The organism is Ottowia beijingensis, from assembly GCF_042680925.1.
In the GTDB taxonomy this organism is placed as follows: Bacteria; Pseudomonadota; Gammaproteobacteria; order Burkholderiales; family Burkholderiaceae_C; genus Ottowia; species Ottowia beijingensis.
Genome location: NZ_JBHUEP010000007.1, coordinates 33,105 through 49,755 on the forward strand (window position 1 = coordinate 33,105; position 16,651 = coordinate 49,755).

Below are 16,651 nucleotides of genomic sequence, written 5' to 3' on the forward strand. Positions count from 1 at the left end.
CATCGATGAGCACTCTTCCTTCTTCGCCCGCCGTGGCACCGCACTCCGGCCCGTGGTGGAAGCACCCCATCATGTGGATGGTGGTGGGTGGCCCCACCGTCGTGGTGGTGGCCTCCTTCATCACGCTGTACCTGGCCATCAGTCGTCCCGACCCGGTGTATTCGGACGCCCGGCGGCCCGATGCGCCGGTCGTGCAGCCGGCCGATGAGGTGGGCAAGGCCGAACTGACACCCGCCATGCAGGCGCGCAACCATGCGGCCACCGGCGGCCTGCCCAAGGGCGCCGAGGCGCCCGCCTCGGCGGCGGCCCCTGCCCAGCGCTGAATTTCATCAACCGTCCTGATAGGAACGATGCCCATGCTGCGTGAACGATTGATGTGGATCGCCTGGCCTGCCTTTCTGGTGGCCGCGGTGCTGGAGATGATGGTCTTCGCCGTGCTCGACCCGGAGATGCTGACGCTGTTCGGCGAGCGTGCCGGCTGGTCGCGCTACGCGGTCTACACCGTCACCTTCTTCATCTTCTGGTTCATGATGATGGTGTCCAGCGCGCTGACCACCTTGCTGGCCATGTCGCCGTTCGAGCTCAACCGGCGCAAGACGGCGTCGCTGCCGCCCTCGCACCACTGACCGGGTGCCGGCAGGGCGCTGTTGGATTCGGAGGGAAATGGTGCCTCAGCCGGCACCAGCTCTGCGCAAGAAGCTATCTTTAGCGTAGCAAATCTGCGGCACAGAGAAAAGAAGAAGGTGACGAGCCTTTGCCCCGGCACTGGCTCCAAAGTTAGGGCTGCTTGGTTCCCCACCTGACCCGGTTGGCTCCTTCACCATGCGGGAAGGCCCGTCGCGGCCTATTGTACGGCTTGCAGCCTTCGCTGCGCTTCGGCGGGGCCGAAGCTGAGGGCCAGTAGGTTCAGCACCTCGCCGCGCAGCATCGCCAGTTCCTCGGCGTCATGGCTTTCGGCCAAGCGCACCGTCAGTCGGCCGGCACGCGGATGCCGGCAATCGGCCAGCGTGTCGATCAGCGCCGCGGCCTGCGGGTGAATGTCGATGTCGGCCAGATCGGCAAGAGCCGTGTCCGGCGATTCCAGGCGGTGCAACATGGCAAGTGGCGACGGCTTGTCGACGACAAACCGATACCGTTGTTTCTGTTGCGGTGCAGCATACCCTGTTTGGCGCCGACGGGGTGGCTTCCGTGGGGTTTCCGCGTCGTTTCCGAGTCGATCCTCTAATCCGGGGCGTCGCGCTTTCGCCCCGTAGAATCCAGCCCATGTCGTACTTGGTTCTGGCCCGCAAATACCGTCCGCGGAATTTCTCCGAAATGGTGGGTCAGGAGCACGTCGTGCAGGCGCTGACCAATGCCCTGACGCAGCAGCGGCTGCACCACGCCTACCTGTTTACCGGCACGCGCGGCGTTGGCAAGACCACGGTGTCGCGCATCCTGGCCAAGTCGCTCAACTGCACCGGCGCCGACGGGCAGGGCGGCATCACCGCCACGCCCTGCGGCGTGTGCCCGGCCTGCACCGACATCGACGCCGGCCGCTTCGTCGACTACACCGAGCTCGACGCCGCCAGCAACCGCGGAGTGGACGAGGTGCAGGGCCTGCTCGAGCAGGCCGTCTACAAGCCGGTGCAGGGCCGCTTCAAGGTCTTCATGATCGATGAAGTGCACATGCTCACCAACACCGCCTTCAACGCCATGCTGAAGACGCTGGAGGAACCGCCCGAATACCTCAAGTTCGTGCTCGCCACCACCGACCCGCAGAAGGTGCCGGTCACGGTGCTGTCGCGCTGCCTGCAGTTCAACCTGCGGCCGATGGCGCCCGAGACCGTGCTGGCGCACCTGAGCACCGTGCTGGCGGCCGAGAACGTGCCGGCCGATGCCGGCGCGCTGCGCCTGCTGGCGCGCGGCGCGCGCGGCTCGATGCGCGATGCGCTCAGCCTGACCGACCAAGCCATCGCTTTCGGCTCCGGCCGCCTGGAAGAGGCCACCGTGCGCCAGATGCTGGGCAGCGTGGACCGCAGCGTGGTGTTCAGCCTGATCGGCGCGCTGGCCGCGGGTGACGGCAAGGCGGTGGTCGATCTGGTCGAGCAGCTGCGCGCCGCCGGCCAGTCGGCCGCCACCACGCTGGAAGACATGGCCAGCGTGCTGCAGCGCATGGCCGTGCAGCAGGCCGTGCCCGACATGCCGGTCGATGAGACCGACCCCGACGCGCAGGAAACCGCGCGGCTGGCCACCTTGCTGCCGGCCGACGAGACGCAGCTGCTCTACAGCCTGTGCATCCACGGCCGGGCCGAGCTGGGCCTGGCCCCCGACGACTACACCGGCCTGACCATGGTGTTGCTGCGGCTGCTGCCGTTCAAGACCGGCGCCGCACCCCAGGCCAGCGCCGCGGCTGAAAAAAAAACTCTGAAGCCGGCTGAGGCAGCGACGGCGCGTGCCGCCAGCGTGGCCGCAGCGTCGCCAGCGGTGCGTGTCGATGCGCCGGCGGTGGCGCCGCCGGTGGTGCCTGTGGCCCAGCCTGCGGCCCCCGAACCCGACGAATCCCCCGCCGACGACTGGGGCGACGATGGCGGCTTCGCGCCGCCCGATGCCCAGCCCGCGGGCGAACCGGCGTTCGAAGATGCCGGCGACGAGCTGCCGCTGGCGCCGCCCTTGGCCGAGCACCCGCCCTTGCAGCCGCTGCCGGTGCGCCCGCAGATGCCGCGCACCGTTCAAGAGGAAAAACAGGCTGCAGCGCCCGCCCCGCGGGCGCCGGCAGCTTCTGAAATCGTAGCAGTCAAGGTGCGCGAAGGCAGCGATTCGCAGCAGCCCGAGCCGCGGCCGGTGCTCACCGAGCTGCCCGCCGTGGTACCGGGTGCCGAGGGCGACTTCTGGCACGCCGTGGTGCAGGACCTGGTGGCGCGCGAGGCCATCACCGCGCTGGTGCGCGAACTGGCGCTGCAGTCGCAGCTGGTGGCGCGCACCGATGGGCAGTGGACGCTGCGCATCGAAAGCGAATCACTCGGCCAGTCGGCCGCGCGCGAGCGCCTGCAGGCGGCGCTGGCCGAGGCCGGGCACGCCGTGCGCCTGCAGGTTGAGATCGGCGCCGTCAGCGACAGCCCGGCGCGCCGCAACAGGATCGCCGCCGACCAGCGCCTGAAGGCCGCCGAATCGCTGCTGCTGGCCGACCCGTTCGTGCAGGAAATGATCCGCGACTTTGGGGCGAAAATCGTCCCCGGAAGCATCAAGCCGCTTTGATGCGTTGAATCTGAACCCGAAGGAAGAGAACCGATGTTCAACAAAGGACAACTCGCCGGCCTGATGAAACAGGCCCAGGCCATGCAGGACAACCTGAAGAAGGCGCAGGACGAACTGGCGCTGATGGAAGTGGAGGGCGAATCCGGCGCCGGCCTGGTGAAAGTGCTGATGACCGCCAAGCACGACGTCAAGCGCGTCACCATCGACCCCAGCCTGCTGGCGGACGACAAGGACATGCTGGAAGACCTGGTCGCCGCCGCCTTCAACGCCGCCGTGCGCAAGGCCGAGGAACTGTCGGCCGAGAAGATGGGCAAGCTGATGCCGGCGGGCATGCCGGGGATGCCACCGGGGATGAAGTTCCCGTTCTAAACAAGGTACATCCCCCTGAGGCGCTGAAGCGCCTTCCCCCTTCTCTCTTCGGGAAGGGGGACAACGCCAGCGGCCGGCGCAGGTCCGTCCGCGGCGTTCGCTGGCACGGCCTGCTCCGCGGCCATTCGACCTGCAGCGTGATGGCATATCCTCCAACGTGATGAGCGACACCCACAGCCTCGACACCCTGATCCAGTCGCTGCGGCGCCTGCCGGGGGTGGGCGTGCGCTCGGCGCAGCGCATGGCGTTCCACCTGCTGCAGCACGACCGCGAGGGCGCGCAGCTGCTGGCGCGATCATTGCAGGACGCGGTGGCCAACGTGCGCCATTGCGCGCTGTGCCACACCTTCACCGAGGGCGAGGTGTGCGACACCTGCCTGGACGAACGGCGCGATGCCACCAAGCTGTGCGTGGTCGAGACGCCCGCCGACCAGGCGGCGCTGGAGCGCACGGCGGCCTTCAAGGGGCGCTACTTCGTGCTCATGGGCAAGCTCAGCCCGCTCGATGGAGTGGGCCCACGCGACATCGGCGTGCATAAGCTGATCGAGCGCGCCAGCGATGGCGTGGTGCAGGAGGTGATCCTGGCCACCAACTTCACGGCCGAGGGCGAGGCGACGGCGCACGTGATCGGCCAGGCGCTGAAGAGCCGCGGCCTGACGGTGACGCGCCTGGCGCGTGGCGTGCCGGCCGGCAGCGAGCTGGAGTACGTCGACCTGGGCACCATCGCCCACGCGCTGGTGGACCGGCGCTGACGGCGCGGCACAACCAACTGTTTTTTGCTTGATGATCAGGAAGTCTCAGGCAGCGTTGTGGGAGCGGGCTGGCCCGCGATGAGGCGTTTCGTCGCCACCCACGCTGGATCGCGGGCAAGCCCGCTCCCACACAGCGGATGCGGTCCGCGCGTCATCGGAGACTTCTCGATAGTCAATTTGTTTTTGATAGCTGTCGGCGCTTGCCAGCAAAGCGCTGCGGCCCGTTTTCATTCCAATCGTCATGACCGCTGCCCACGTTCCCGCTTTCAGCATCGCCCATTGGTGCATCCTCATCGCCGCGCTGCTGCCGCTGCTGTGTTCGTTCATTGCCAAGTGGGGCCAGCTGGGCAGGCCGCGCAGCCAGGGCGGTTACGACAACGCCGACCCGCGCGGCTGGCTGGCGCGGCAGGGCGACTGGCGCGCCCGGGCCAACGCGGCGCAGGCCAACAGCTTCGAGGGGCTGCCGTTCTTCATCGGCGCGGTGCTGGCGGCGCTGCAGCTGGGGGCGCCGCAGGCGCGCGTCGATCTGCTGGCGCTGCTGTACGTGCTGCTGCGGCTGGGCTTCATCATCACTTACGTCGGCGGCCTGGCCACGCTGCGCAGCGCGGTGTGGGGGCTGGCCTTCGCGGTCAACGTGGCGATCCTGTTCCAGGGCTGGCGTTGATCGGGTATGGCGCGCTGTGCGCCATATACTCCCCATATAGTTGGCTTGCAGCGCCTGTTATAAGGGCGTTGAATTCATATACTCCCTATTTTTTCGGTGATCCAGACGCTGCAGGATGCAACCAGCAGGCTGCTGCCCGCGGCTGCGCCATTGCGCGCCGGGCAGTGACATGCGATGCGCATGCGCGCCGAATCACCTGCGCGACAGGTTCTAAGCACTAACCCGATTCGGGCTCGACCCGATGCCGGCATGGGTGCCTTGGGCTACCGTCAGGTAGTTGCCGAAGCCATGCCCACCCCTGTATTCGTCCCCCCACTGGTTCCTGATCTGTCGCGCCGCCAGTGGCTGTGGGGCGCTGCGGCGGCGGCGCTGCTGGGCCAGGGCCTTGCCCACGCCCAACAGCGGCCTGAAAAACCCCGGCTCACCCTGGCCCTCGGCGGCAAGACCGCGCTGTACTACCTGCCGCTGACCATTGCCGAGCAACTCAAGTACTTCAGCGCCGAAGGGCTGGAGGTGGACCTGCAGGACCACGCCGGCGACAGCCTGGCGCAGCAGGCGCTGCTGCAGGGCCAGGCCGATCTGGCCGCAGGCGGGTTCGAGCGCGTGATCCTGCTGCGCCAGCACGGTGTCAACTGCCGCGCCTTCGCCGCGCTGGGGCGCGCGCCGCAGCTGGTGTTCGCGGTCAATGCGCGCACGCTGCCGAACTTCAAGCACCTGGTGCAGCTCAAGGGCCGGCGCGTTGGCGTGACGGCCCTGGAGGCCACCAGCCACTGGTTCGCGCGCATGCTGCTGGCGCGCGCTGGCGTGTCGCCGGCCGATGTGGAGTTCGTCGGCGTCGGCACCTCCACCGCCGCCGTCGGCGCGCTGCGCGAGGGGCGCATCGACGCCATCTCCGACATCGACCCGGTGATGACCCAGCTCGAGCTGCGCGGCGACATCCGCGTGGTGGCCGACACGCGCTCGCTGCGCGGCACGCAGGAGCTGTACGGCGGGCCCATGCCGGGCGGCTGCGTCTATGCGCCGCAGGCGTTCGTGGTGCGTTACCCGAACACCGTGCAGGCCGTCGCCAATGCGGTGGTGCGGGCGCTGAAGTGGCTGCAGACGGCCGGCCCCAGCGACATAGTGCGTGCCGTGCCCGAGTCCTACATGTACGGCGACCGCGCCATCTACCTGGCGGCGCTGGAGAAGGCGCGCGAGGCGCTGTCGCCCGATGGCATGGCGGCCGAAGAAGGCGTGGCCACGGCGCACCGGGTGGTGGCGCAGTACCCCAATGGCAGCGCTGCCGTGCGTTCGCAGGCGCCGGGAACCACCTACACCAACGATTTCGCGCGGCGCGCCAAGGCGAAGTTCCAGGTGTCCGGCCTGTCGCGCGACGCGACCGGGGCCTGACGCGACAACCCGCTCAGGAACACAAGCGCTGTCCGGGCCGCTTGGTCATCAGTAAGTCTCCGATGACGCGCGGCCCTCATCCGCTGTGTGGGAGCGGGCTTGCCCGCGATGAGGCGCCTCGTCGCCAACAACGCTTGATCGCCGGCAAGCCCCCTCCGCCACGCTGTCTGAGGCTTGTCGGCAGGGCGTGTCATCCAACGAAAGCCCACCCTTCGGGCCGCGCCTGGCGCTACAGCCTGACACGTGCTGCGGCGCGCGCCGCAATCAGCGCCGGGTGTTGTTGGCCTTGGCCTTGGCGGCGGCTTTCGGCGCCGCCTTGGCGCTGCCGGTCCTGGCCACGGGCTTCTTGCCGGCGGCGGGCTGCGCGCGTGCGGGGGCTGCCTTCTTGTGGGCGCGGCGGTCGGCGCTGTCGCGGCCCTTGGCGGCGCGGGTGCTGCCGGCCTTGCCCTTGGGTGCCTGTTCGGCGCGCGCGTTGCCGCGCGCCGACGAGCGCGCAGCGCGGCTTTCGCCGCGCTCGCTGCGTGCCGTTTCGGCGTTGTCGCGGGCCGCGGCGGCGCTGGCGCGCACCGGCAGGTACAGCACCACGGCCTGGCCGCGCTTCAGGCCGGCGCGCGCGCCCATCTTGTTCCAGCCGGCCACGGTGGCGGCGGGCAGGTCGTAGCGCGCGGCGATGGTGGCGATGGAATCGCCCCGGCGCGCGCGCACGCTGGTGCGGCGCAGCACGATCTCGGGCGTGTAGGCCAGGCGCGCGTTGTTCACCACATGCTCGGCCACGGCGCCGGCGCCCTGGCCGTTGCGGCGCACCAGCACGGTGGAGCCGCTCTTGATCACCATGCCGCGCGGGATGTTGTTCATCTCGCGGAAGTCGTCCTCGTTCATGCCGAAGCGGCTGGCGACCTCGCGCGAGGGCAGGTTGGACGGCGCCACCCAGGCCGTCCACGAGGCCAGCGAGCCCGGCGCGGCGGCCGCCAGGTTCTTCTTGAAGATGTCGGCGTTGTTCCACGGCAGCAGGATCTGCGGCGTGCCGGTGGCGAAGATGACCGGCTTGCGCTGCGACGGGTTGAGCGCGCGGAAGTCCTCCAGTCGCACGTCGGCCAGGCGCGCGGCGGTTTCAACGTCGATGTCGTTCGTGATGTCGACGGTGTCGAAGAACGGGTGGTTCTCGATCAGCGGCAGCACGCTGCCGAACTGCTGCGGGCTGGCGATGATGTTCTTCACCGCCTGCAGCTTGGGCACGTAGTTGCGTGTCTCGGCGGGCATGTTCAGGTCGTTGTAGCCGGTGCCCAGGCCGGCGGCCTGGTTGCGCTCGATGGCGCGCCGGACGTTGCCCTGGCCCCAGTTGTAGGCGGCCAGCGCCAGGTGCCAGTCGCCGAACATGTCGTGCAGCTTCTGCAGGTAGTCGAGCGCGGCGCGGGTCGAATCCAGCACGTTGCGCCGGTCGTCGCGGAAGATGGTCTGGCGCAGCTGGAAGTCGCGCCCCGTGGCCGGCATGAACTGCCACATGCCCGCCGCCTTGGCGCTGCTGACGGCCTGCGGGTTGAACGCCGATTCGATGTAGGGCAGCAGCGCCAGCTCGGTCGGCATGCCGCGCAGCTCCAGCTCTTCGACGATGTGGAAGATGTACAGGCGCGAGCGGTCGACCATGCGCTCGATGTAGTCGGGCCGCGTGCTGTACCACTGCTCGTGGCGCTGCACCAGCTCGCCCTCCAAGTCGGGCATGGCGAAGCCGCGGCGCACGCGGTCCCACAGGTCGGCCGGTGCCTCGACCGACTGCACGCGGCTGCCCTGCAGCTCGGACACCGTCACCGCCGGCATCTCGCCCGCGCCACGCACCGGGCCGCTGGTGGTGGCCACGGGCGAGCCGGGTTCGGCGCTGCTGTCGGGGGTTGATCCGGGCGCGGCGCAGCCGGCCACGATGGCGACGCTGGCGGACAGCGCCAGTCCTTGGTACCACTTCATCTGAATTCGTTCTTCCATTCGCGAAGCGCGGCGAACACCGCCACGTCGCCGGTTGCTGAAGGTGTGCGCGCCTGCACCGCCTGGGTGACGGCGGGTTCGCGGCTGCGCAGGAAAGGATTGATCGCCCGCTCGGTGCCGATGCTGGACGGCAGCGTGGGCTGGCCGGCTTCGCGCAACTGCTGGCAGTGGCGCTGGTAGTCGGCCAGCACGCGGTTGCCGGGCTCCACCGCGCAGGCAAAGCGCAGGTTGCCGAGCGTGTATTCGTGCGCGCAGCACACCCGCGTGTCGGCCGGCAGGGCGGCCAGCGTGTCGAGCGAGGCCAGCATCTGCGCCGGCGTGCCCTCGAAGATGCGGCCGCAGCCGCCCGAGAACAGCGTGTCGCCGCAGAACAGCAGCGGCGCGCCAGCCACGGCGTCGGCAAAGTAGGCGATGTGCCCGGCCGTGTGGCCCGGCACGTCGATGACGCGAAAGCGGATGCCCAGCGCCTGCACTTCATCGCCACCGTGCAGCGGGGTGAAGGGCTCGGGGATGCGCTCGCGCGCCGGGCCGAACACCTGCGCGCCAGTGGCAGCCCGCAGTTCGGCCACGCCGCCGGTGTGATCGCCGTGGTGGTGCGTGACTAGAATGCTGGCCAGTTGCAGCCCCCGCTGGTCGAGCGCCGCGCGCACCGGCGCGGCATCCCCAGGGTCCACCACCAAGGCTTGCTGGCCGTCGTGCAACAACCAGAAGTAGTTGTCGTCGAAGGCGGGCAGTGCGATCAAATCCATGAGCAAGGGATTATAAAAACCAATGCCACTGCCCCGGCCTGTGCAACCCATCTTTACATCGTTGTCGCTCCAGGCGATGCGCTGGTCGGTGCGCCGGCAACGGGGCTGCGCAGCAAGCCCCCTCCGATGGCCGCGGCGCAGGCCACGCCGGAACGCCGTGGCCGGGGTCCCCCCGGCCGCCGGCGTTGTCCCCCTCGGGGGGAAGCCGCGCCAGCGGCACAGGGGGGGGCATGGTCCTTCATGAGTGGTTCCAGACCCCGCCCGGCCAGTACTTGCTGGACTGGGAGCGCGCGCAGTTCGACGCCGCGCTGGTGGACGTGTTCGGCTACCACGCGCTGCAGATCGGCCTGCCCGACATTGACGCGCTGGCCGCCAACCGCATGCCGCACCGCTGGCTGGCGCTGACCACGCCGCCGACCGGCCCGGCGCCCGCCGCTGCGCCGCCGCCGCCCGACGGCGGCGAGCCCCGCCGCATCGCCCTGGTCACCGACAGCGCCGCGCTGCCCTTTGCCGAAGCCAGCCTCGACCTGGTGGTGCTGCCGCACACGCTGGAGCTGAGCCCCGACCCGCACGCCACGCTGCGCGAGGTGCAGCGCGTGCTGGTGCACGAGGGCAAGGTGGCCATTGCGGGCCTCAACCCCGCCAGCCTGTGGGGCCTGCGCCAGTACCGCGCGCACCTGTACCGCAGCATGGGCGGCGGCCGCCTGTACCTGCCCGACGCGGGCCAGTTCATCGGCCACTGGCGCCTGCGCGACTGGCTGCGGCTGCTGGATTTCGAGCTGGAAGGCGTCAGCTTCGGCTGCTGGCGGCCGGCGGTGCGCAGCGCCCGCAGCCTGGCGCGCTTTGCCTGGATGGACGGGCTGGGCCAGCGCTGGTGGCCGGTCTTCGGCGCCGGCTACTTCATGGTGGCCGTCAAGCGCAGCCACGGCCCCAAGCTGGTGGGCGCGCACTGGAAGGCCGCGCCGGTAGCCGCGGGTGCTCCTGTATCAATAGCTAACCGCGCCCGCCGTGCGGCCGCGAAACCGAAAAAAGACCTTGAATCGCATTGAGATGTTCACCGACGGCGCCTGCAAGGGCAACCCCGGCCCCGGCGGCTGGGGCGTGCTGCTGCGCCACGGCACCACCGAGAAGGAACTGTTCGGCGGCGAGCCGCTGACCACCAACAATCGCATGGAGCTGACCGCCGTCATCGAGGGCCTGCAGGCGCTCAAGCGCCCGTGCGAGGTCGACCTGTACCTGGACAGCCAGTACGTGCGTCAGGGCATCACCGAATGGATTGCCGGCTGGAAGGCCAAGGGCTGGCGCACGGCAGCCAAGCAGCCGGTGAAGAACGTCGACCTGTGGCAGAAGCTGGATGCGCTGGTGAGCGGCGGGCCGCACCGCATCCACTGGCACTGGGTGCGCGGCCACGCGGGGCACGAGGGCAACGAGCGTGCAGACGAGTTGGCCAACCGCGGCGTGCCGGCGCTGCGCTGATCGTGAACCTGCCGGATGGGCCGGCAGTCTCAGCCAGCGTTGTAGGAGCGGGCTTGCCCGCGATGGGGCGCCTCGTCGCTGCGAACGCTTGATCGCGGGCAAGCCCGCTCCCACACAGCGGGTGCGACCCGCGCTTCATCCGAGACTTTTGGATGAACAAGAAAAAATGATAGCTGCTTGCGCCTTATATCAAATGATTTCAGATAGATTCACATCTGAAATCCAATCAGAACGTGCGCAAGCAGCTCCTTTTATTGAAGTGAACCCGCCCGATCCCGCACGCCGGCGGTGCCGTTCCACGGGTCTTTGCCAACAGCGCAAACCGCTGGGCGATGCTACATTTTGAGATGGTCGGCGCCGCCGTGGCGCCACAGCAGTTCTGACCTCGTTTTGAAGCGCTCCACCACCCTCATCGCCGTCGTTGCCCTGGCCGGTGCCCTTGGCGCTGCCTGGTGGTTTCAACGCCCGTCCGCTGCACCGCAGGCGCCACCGGCGCCGGCCCGCGCCGGCGGCCCCGGCGCGCCGGGCGGCGGCGCGGGCGCACCGGTGGTGGAGAGCACGCTGGCGCGCCTGCAGCCGCTGAGCGAGCAGATCGAAGCCGTCGGCTCGCTGCGCTCGCGCCAGGGCACCATGGTGCGGGCCGAGGTGGGTGGGCGTGTCACGCAGATCAACTTCCGCGACGGCCAGCGCATTCGCCGCGGCCAGCTGCTGGTGCAGCTCGACGACCGGCTGCAGCGCGCGCAGGTGCAGCAGGCGCAGGCCGAGCTGTCCATCGCCCAGGCCAACCACAAGCGCAACAGCGAGCTGGTGGCGCAGGGCTTCATCAGCCAGCGCGGCGTGGATGAAAGCGCTGCCGCCGTGCAGGTGGCCCAGGCCAGGGCCGAGCTGGCCCGCGCCACCGCCGCGCGCCTGCGGGTGCTGGCGCCGTTCGACGGCGTGGCGGGGCTGCGCAACATCAGCGTGGGCGACTACCTCAAGGAAGGCTCGGACATCGTCAACCTGGAAGACATGGCCGCCATGTACGTCGACTTCCGCCTGCCCGAACGCCTGCAGGCGCGCGTGCGGCCGGGCCAGTCGGCGCGCGTGCAGGTCGAGGCGCTGCCCGACCGCGCCTTCGCCGCCGTGGTGCAGGCGGTCGATCCGCAGATCGACGCCGACGGCCGCAGCCTCAATGTGCGCGGCTGCATCGACAACCGGCTGCTGCAGCTGCGCCCCGGCATGTTTGCGCGCGTCAACACGCGCCTGGGCGACGACCGGCCCGCGCTGATGGTGCCCGAGGAGGCCATCGTCTCGCAGGGCGGGCGCCAGAGCGTGATCCGCCTGCTGCGCGCCGAGGGCAAGGACGGCCAGCCGGGCTGGACCAGCCAGCGCGCGGACGTGCAGACCGGCACCCGGCTGGCGGGGCAGGTGGAGATCGTGCGCGGCCTGGCCGACGGCGACCGCATCGTCACCGCTGGCCAGCAGCGCATTCAGCGCGATGGCGCGCCGGTGCGCCTGGCCGAGCCGCCCGCCAACGGCGCGCCCGATGGCGCGGCGCCGGCCGCCAGCGCGGCCGCCGCGGCACAGCCGGCCGTGGCCGCGCTGCCCTGGGCCGAAACGGCGGCCGGCCCCGGCCCGTGCGGCGCCGTCGCCGCGCGCTGACCGGCACCCGCCATGCAGCTGGCCGAAGTCTCCATCCGCCGCCCGGTGTTCGCCACCGTGCTGTCGCTGCTGATTCTGCTGATCGGCGCGGTGAGCTACACGCGGCTGGCGGTGCGCGAATACCCCAAGATCGACGAGCCGGTGGTGACGGTGCGCGTGCACTACGGCGGCGCCTCGGCCGAGGTGATCGAGACGCAGGTCACCAAGCCGCTGGAGGATTCGATCGCCGGCATCGACGCGGTGGACGTGCTGACCTCCATCAGCCGCCCCGAGGATTCGCAGATCAGCGTGCGCTTCCGGCTCGAGAAGGATGCCGACACCGCCGCCGCCGAGGTGCGCGACCGCGTCTCGCGCGTGCGCAACCGGCTGCCGCAGGCCATCGACGAGCCGGTCATCGCCAAGGTCGAGGCGGATGCATTTCCGGTCATCTGGCTGGCGTTTTCCAGCGACACGCGCTCGCGGCTGGAGATCAACGACCTGGTCAACCGCATCGTCAAGGCGCGCCTGCAGACGGTGACCGGCGTGGCCGATGTGCGCATCTTCGGCGAGCGCAAGTTCGCCATGCGCGTGTGGCTCGACGCCGACAAACTGGCCGCCTTCCGCCTGACCACGCAGGACGTGGAAGACGCCATCCGGCGCCAGAACCTTGAGCTGCCGGCCGGCCGCATCGAATCGCAGCAGCGCGAGTTCTCGGTCGTCTCGCAGACCGACCTGACGACGCCGGCGCAGTTCAGCGACGTGGTGGTGAAGACGGTGAACGGTTTTCCGGTGCGCATCCGTGACGTCGGCCGGGTGGAGGAGGGCGCCGCCGACGAGCGCAGCGCGGTGCGGCTGAACGGCCGCTCGGCCATCTCGGCCGGCGTGATCCGCCAGACCACGGCCAACCCGCTGGAGCTGTCGAAGGGCGTGCGCGCCATGCTGCCGCGCCTGCAGGAGGATTTGCCGCCCGACGTGAAGATCGACATCGCCAACGACAACTCGGTGTTCATCGACCGCGCGGTGAAAAGCGTCTACACCACCATTGCCGAGGCGGTGGCGCTGGTGGCGCTGGTGATCTTCGTGTTCCTGCGCACGGTGCGCGCGTCCATCATTCCCATCGTCACCATCCCGGTCAGCCTGATCGGCTCGTTTGCGCTGATGCAGTTGGCGGGCTTCTCGATCAACACGTTGACGCTGCTGGCGCTGGTGCTGGCCATCGGCCTGGTGGTGGACGACGCCATCGTGATGCTGGAGAACATCTACCGCCACATCGAGGAGGGCATGGCGCCGTTTGCCGCCGCCATCCACGGTGCGCGCGAGATCGGCTTTGCCATCGTCGCCATGACGCTCACGTTGGCGGCGGTGTATGCGCCGCTGGCCTTCACGCCCGGGCGCACGGGGCGGCTGTTCGTCGAATTCGCACTGGCGCTGGCCGGCGCCGTGGTGGTGTCGGGCTTCGTGGCGCTCACGCTGTCACCCATGATGTGTTCGCTGCTGCTCAGGCACAACCCCAAGCCCAACTGGTTCGACCGCAGCATGGAGCGCTGGCTCACCGCGTTGGCCAACGGCTACGGCCGCCTGCTGCGCCGCGTGCTGACGGGCTGGCGCTGGCTGGTGGTGGGGGTGATGGCGGCCTGTGCGGTGGGCATCGCGCTGATCTACCCCAACATGCGGCAGGAGCTGTCGCCGCTGGAAGACCGCGGCGTGATCCTGGCCAACGTCAACGCGCCCGATGGCGCCACGCTGGAGTTCACCGACCGCTACGCGCGCCGGCTGGAGGAGATCGGCCAGCAATACCCCGAGTTCGACCGCATCTTCGCCAACATCGGCAACCCCACCGTGTCGCAGGGCAGCGTGGTGTACCGCGCGGTGGACTGGAGCGAGCGCAGCCGCTCCACGCTCGACATCGCGCGCGAGCTGCAGCCCAAGTTCAACCAGCTGGCGGGCATCAACGCCTTTCCGGTCACGCCGCCCTCGCTGGGGCAGGGCTTTCGCGAGCGGCCGGTCAACTTCGTGGTGCAGACTTCCGACAGCTACGAGAACCTCAACCGCGTGATGCGCCAGCTGATGGACGAGGTGGCGAAGAACCCCGGCTTCGTGGCACCCGACGTGGACTTGCGGCTGTCGAAACCGGAGCTGCGCATCGAGGTCGACCGCGAGCGCGCCGCCGACCTGGGCGTCAGCGTTGATGCCGTGGCGCGTGCCATCGAGACCATGCTGGGCGGCCGCCAGGTCACGCGCTACAAGCGCGATGCCGAGCAGTACGACGTCATCGTGCAGACTGCCGCCAGCGGCCGCAGCACGCCGGAGGACATCGACCGCATCCAGCTGCGCGCGCGCGGCGACGTGATGGTGCCGCTGTCGGCGCTGGTGAAGGTGCACGAAAGCGTGTCGCCGCGCGAGCTGAACCACTTCGGCCAGCGCCGCTCGGCCACGCTCACCAGCAATCTGGCGCCCGACTATTCGCTGGGCGAGGCGCTGGCCTTCCTCGACACCACGGCGGGCCAGGTGCTGAAGCCGGGCTACACCACCGACCTGAACGGCATCTCGCGCGAGTTCCGCAGTTCGCAGGGCGCGCTGGTCATCGTGTTCGTGCTGGCGCTGCTGTTCATCTTCCTGGTGCTGGCGGCACAGTTCGAGAGCTTCGTCGATCCGCTCATCATCATGTTCTCGGTGCCGCTGTCGATGATCGGCGCGCTGCTGGCGTTGCGGGCCACGGGCGGCTCGATCAACGTGTATTCACAGATCGGGCTGATCACACTGGTGGGGCTGGTGACCAAGCACGGCATCCTGATCGTCGAATTCACCAACCAGCTGCGCCAGCGTGGCGAGCCGATGCTGGAGGCCTTGATCCACGCCAGCGCCCAGCGCCTGCGCCCCATCCTCATGACCACGGGCGCCATGGTGCTGGGCGCGGTGCCGCTGGCGCTGGCCACCGGCGCGGGGGCTGAAAGCCGCCGCCAGATCGGCTGGGTGATCGTGGGCGGCATGAGCATCGGCACGCTGCTGACGATCTTCGTGGTGCCGACCATGTACGCACTGCTGGCGCGCCAGCGCGTGCCCGGCGCCAGGACCACCCCGGTCGAGTCGCCACACGCCGAGCCGGCGCACGGCGGCTGATGTTGCTTCAATAAATATAGCTTCCAGCGCCCGCCAGATGGCGCCTGGAGGCTGATTTGGCCCTCAACCTCTGTGGGAGCGGCCTTGGCCGCGATGGCGGCATCGCCGCCTCTCGATGGCCTGCTGCCGGTACCTCGGCACCGACGTGTCGAGAGGGAGGCGGGGTATGCTCATCGCCATGTCCCAGCCTGCCGGAGCCCACGCCATGAAGTCCCATCGCCGCCTGTTCCTCTCCGCCGCCGCTGCCACGCTGGCGCTGCCCGCTTGGGCGCGAGACGCCGCACCCACGGCCGGCCCTGCGCTGGACGCGCGCGTGCAGGCCTTCCTGGACAGCAAGCGCGGCGAGTGGCGGCGGGGCGTGAACCTGTGGAACGTGCCCGAGGGCGGCGCGCGGGTGATGCACGACCTGGTGGTGCAGCGCGGCCACCGCCGCATCCTGGACATCGGCACCTCTACCGGGCACAGCGCGCTGTGGCTGGCCTGGGCCGCCAGCAAGACGGGCGGGCGCGTGACCACCATCGAAATCGACCCCGGCCGCCACGCCGAGGCGCTGCGCAACTTCCGCGAGGCGGGGCTGGACGGCTTCATCGACGCCCGGCTGGGCGATGCGCATGAACTGGTGAAGCAGCTGCCGGGGCCGTGGGACTTCGTGTTCCAGGATGCCGACAAGGACTGGTCGCTGAACTACTGGAATGCGCTGAAGGACAAGCTGAGCCCGCGCGCCTGCTACGCGGTGGACCACGTGATGCACTCGCGCTCGCCGGGCATCCGCGGCTTCGTCGAATCGGCGCAGGGCGACGCGCGCTTCGAGCACCGCGTGCACGACATGGGCGGGGGCGACCTGTTCGTGGTGTGCGGCAAGGGCTGAGCGCGCCTCAGAGCAGCTCGACGCCGAAGCGCCGCATCACCCACGCCAGCAGCGCGAAGCACACAACGGTAAGCACCACGCTGCCGGCCAGCGCGCCCCAGAAGCCCCCGTGCCGGTGCATCAGCGGGAACAGCGCAAACATGGGCAGCGTGGCCAGCACGTACCAGAAGGTGTACCAAGCGTGGTTGGTGATGCGCTCGGCGGGCTGCTTCTCGAAGTACAGCCACAGCAGCGTGAGCACGGTGACCAGCGGCAGCGCGGCGATCAGGCTGCCGATGCGGTCGCTGCGCTTGGCGACTTCGGAGATGACCACCACCAGCGCGGCGGTGACGAGGTATTTGGTGGCGATCCAGGCCATGGCTGCGGTGATCAGGACGCGGAGGCTGCAGTGTCGCACGGTGGCCTGATGGGAACAGACTTGTGGGAGCGGGCTG

The 16,651-nt window shown here is 69.5% G+C and carries 16 protein-coding genes and 1 other RNA gene; 12 read left to right on the top strand and 5 right to left on the bottom strand.

The genetic code is table 11. The annotated features are described in order from the left end of the window. The first annotated feature begins 5 nt into the window (after nt 1-5). Both ACFSCU_RS09550 and ACFSCU_RS09555 read left to right on the top strand, forming a co-directional pair. The gene (locus ACFSCU_RS09550; RefSeq protein WP_180551064.1) at nt 6-323 is read left to right on the top strand and encodes a nitrogen fixation protein FixH; all 318 of its coding nucleotides are present in this window, start codon (nt 6-8) and stop codon (nt 321-323) included. 33 nt (nt 324-356) lie between these two features. After that, complete coding sequence (locus tag ACFSCU_RS09555) at nt 357-626, top strand: hypothetical protein (RefSeq protein ID WP_180551065.1); 270 nt, start codon at nt 357-359, stop codon at nt 624-626. A gap of 116 nt (nt 627-742) precedes the next feature. On the opposite strand, the gene ffs is transcribed toward ACFSCU_RS09555, so the two are convergent. Together ffs and ACFSCU_RS09565 are read right to left on the bottom strand one after the other, a co-directional pair. Then, an RNA gene (gene ffs / locus ACFSCU_RS09560) (signal recognition particle sRNA small type) lies at nt 743-839 on the bottom strand. 5 nt (nt 840-844) lie between these two features. Beyond that, nucleotides 845-1,096, bottom strand: coding sequence for a hypothetical protein (locus tag ACFSCU_RS09565; protein WP_180551066.1), 252 nt, complete (start codon nt 1,094-1,096; stop codon nt 845-847). A 167-nt stretch (nt 1,097-1,263) separates the two neighbouring features. Here ACFSCU_RS09565 and dnaX point away from each other — a divergent pair, with 167 nt between their 5' ends. The 5 genes from dnaX (at nt 1,264) to ACFSCU_RS09590 (ending at nt 6,407) form a co-directional block, all read left to right on the top strand. Then, complete coding sequence (gene dnaX, locus ACFSCU_RS09570) at nt 1,264-3,234, top strand: DNA polymerase III subunit gamma/tau (protein ID WP_377560543.1); 1,971 nt, start codon at nt 1,264-1,266, stop codon at nt 3,232-3,234. Between the two features lie 33 nt (nt 3,235-3,267). Next, nucleotides 3,268-3,603, top strand: coding sequence for a YbaB/EbfC family nucleoid-associated protein (locus tag ACFSCU_RS09575; RefSeq protein WP_180551067.1), 336 nt, complete (start codon nt 3,268-3,270; stop codon nt 3,601-3,603). 160 nt (nt 3,604-3,763) lie between these two features. Next, nucleotides 3,764-4,354, top strand: a complete 591-nt coding sequence (gene recR / locus ACFSCU_RS09580) for a recombination mediator RecR (protein ID WP_377560544.1) — start codon at nt 3,764-3,766, stop codon at nt 4,352-4,354. Between the two features lie 241 nt (nt 4,355-4,595). Beyond that, nucleotides 4,596-5,018, top strand: coding sequence for an MAPEG family protein (locus ACFSCU_RS09585; protein WP_180551068.1), 423 nt, complete (start codon nt 4,596-4,598; stop codon nt 5,016-5,018). Nucleotides 5,019-5,306: 288 nt separating this feature from the next. Further along, nucleotides 5,307-6,407, top strand: coding sequence for an ABC transporter substrate-binding protein (locus ACFSCU_RS09590; protein WP_377560545.1), 1,101 nt, complete (start codon nt 5,307-5,309; stop codon nt 6,405-6,407). A gap of 264 nt (nt 6,408-6,671) precedes the next feature. Here the strand turns inward: ACFSCU_RS09590 and ACFSCU_RS09595 are convergent, their stop codons facing one another. Beyond that, on the bottom strand, nt 6,672-8,366 hold the full coding sequence (locus tag ACFSCU_RS09595) for a transglycosylase SLT domain-containing protein (RefSeq protein ID WP_377560547.1): 1,695 nt from the start codon (nt 8,364-8,366) through the stop codon (nt 6,672-6,674). Next, a complete protein-coding gene (gene gloB, locus ACFSCU_RS09600) occupies nt 8,363-9,133 on the bottom strand; it encodes a hydroxyacylglutathione hydrolase (protein ID WP_180551069.1) in 771 nt (256 codons plus the stop codon). Before gloB ends, ACFSCU_RS09595 begins: the two co-directional genes overlap by 4 nt. 230 nt (nt 9,134-9,363) lie before the next feature. On the opposite strand from gloB, the gene ACFSCU_RS09605 reads away from it, so the two are divergent. The 5 genes from ACFSCU_RS09605 (at nt 9,364) to ACFSCU_RS09625 (ending at nt 16,217) form a co-directional block, all read left to right on the top strand. Further along, nucleotides 9,364-10,182 (top strand): class I SAM-dependent methyltransferase, encoded by an 819-nt coding sequence (locus ACFSCU_RS09605; RefSeq protein WP_377560549.1) that lies wholly within the window; start codon nt 9,364-9,366, stop codon nt 10,180-10,182. 1 nt (nt 10,183) lies between these two features. Next, on the top strand, nt 10,184-10,609 hold the full coding sequence (gene rnhA, locus ACFSCU_RS09610; RefSeq protein WP_373368346.1) for a ribonuclease HI: 426 nt from the start codon (nt 10,184-10,186) through the stop codon (nt 10,607-10,609). Nucleotides 10,610-10,999: 390 nt separating this feature from the next. After that, on the top strand, nt 11,000-12,250 hold the full coding sequence (locus ACFSCU_RS09615) for an efflux RND transporter periplasmic adaptor subunit (protein WP_180551070.1): 1,251 nt from the start codon (nt 11,000-11,002) through the stop codon (nt 12,248-12,250). Between the two features lie 12 nt (nt 12,251-12,262). Further along, the gene (locus ACFSCU_RS09620; RefSeq protein WP_180551071.1) at nt 12,263-15,349 is read left to right on the top strand and encodes an efflux RND transporter permease subunit; all 3,087 of its coding nucleotides are present in this window, start codon (nt 12,263-12,265) and stop codon (nt 15,347-15,349) included. 205 nt (nt 15,350-15,554) lie between these two features. Continuing rightward, the gene (locus ACFSCU_RS09625) at nt 15,555-16,217 is read left to right on the top strand and encodes an O-methyltransferase (protein ID WP_180551072.1); all 663 of its coding nucleotides are present in this window, start codon (nt 15,555-15,557) and stop codon (nt 16,215-16,217) included. 7 nt (nt 16,218-16,224) lie between these two features. Here ACFSCU_RS09625 and ACFSCU_RS09630 read toward each other — a convergent pair whose 3' ends face one another. Next, the gene (locus ACFSCU_RS09630; RefSeq protein ID WP_377560550.1) at nt 16,225-16,575 is read right to left on the bottom strand and encodes a DUF3147 family protein; all 351 of its coding nucleotides are present in this window, start codon (nt 16,573-16,575) and stop codon (nt 16,225-16,227) included. Between the last annotated feature and the right edge of the window lie 76 nt (nt 16,576-16,651).

Coding starts and splice junctions, on each gene's coding strand:
- ACFSCU_RS09550 (WP_180551064.1), top strand. CDS start 6: ATGAGCACTCTTCCTTCTTCGCCCGCCGTGGCACCGCACTCCGGCCCG.
- ACFSCU_RS09555 (WP_180551065.1), top strand. CDS start 357: ATGCTGCGTGAACGATTGATGTGGATCGCCTGGCCTGCCTTTCTGGTG.
- ACFSCU_RS09565 (WP_180551066.1), bottom strand. CDS start 1,096: ATGTTGCACCGCCTGGAATCGCCGGACACGGCTCTTGCCGATCTGGCC.
- dnaX (WP_377560543.1), top strand. CDS start 1,264: ATGTCGTACTTGGTTCTGGCCCGCAAATACCGTCCGCGGAATTTCTCC.
- ACFSCU_RS09575 (WP_180551067.1), top strand. CDS start 3,268: ATGTTCAACAAAGGACAACTCGCCGGCCTGATGAAACAGGCCCAGGCC.
- recR (WP_377560544.1), top strand. CDS start 3,764: ATGAGCGACACCCACAGCCTCGACACCCTGATCCAGTCGCTGCGGCGC.
- ACFSCU_RS09585 (WP_180551068.1), top strand. CDS start 4,596: ATGACCGCTGCCCACGTTCCCGCTTTCAGCATCGCCCATTGGTGCATC.
- ACFSCU_RS09590 (WP_377560545.1), top strand. CDS start 5,307: ATGCCCACCCCTGTATTCGTCCCCCCACTGGTTCCTGATCTGTCGCGC.
- ACFSCU_RS09595 (WP_377560547.1), bottom strand. CDS start 8,366: ATGAAGTGGTACCAAGGACTGGCGCTGTCCGCCAGCGTCGCCATCGTG.
- gloB (WP_180551069.1), bottom strand. CDS start 9,133: ATGGATTTGATCGCACTGCCCGCCTTCGACGACAACTACTTCTGGTTG.
- ACFSCU_RS09605 (WP_377560549.1), top strand. CDS start 9,364: ATGGTCCTTCATGAGTGGTTCCAGACCCCGCCCGGCCAGTACTTGCTG.
- rnhA (WP_373368346.1), top strand. CDS start 10,184: ATGTTCACCGACGGCGCCTGCAAGGGCAACCCCGGCCCCGGCGGCTGG.
- ACFSCU_RS09620 (WP_180551071.1), top strand. CDS start 12,263: ATGCAGCTGGCCGAAGTCTCCATCCGCCGCCCGGTGTTCGCCACCGTG.
- ACFSCU_RS09625 (WP_180551072.1), top strand. CDS start 15,555: ATGAAGTCCCATCGCCGCCTGTTCCTCTCCGCCGCCGCTGCCACGCTG.
- ACFSCU_RS09630 (WP_377560550.1), bottom strand. CDS start 16,575: ATGGCCTGGATCGCCACCAAATACCTCGTCACCGCCGCGCTGGTGGTG.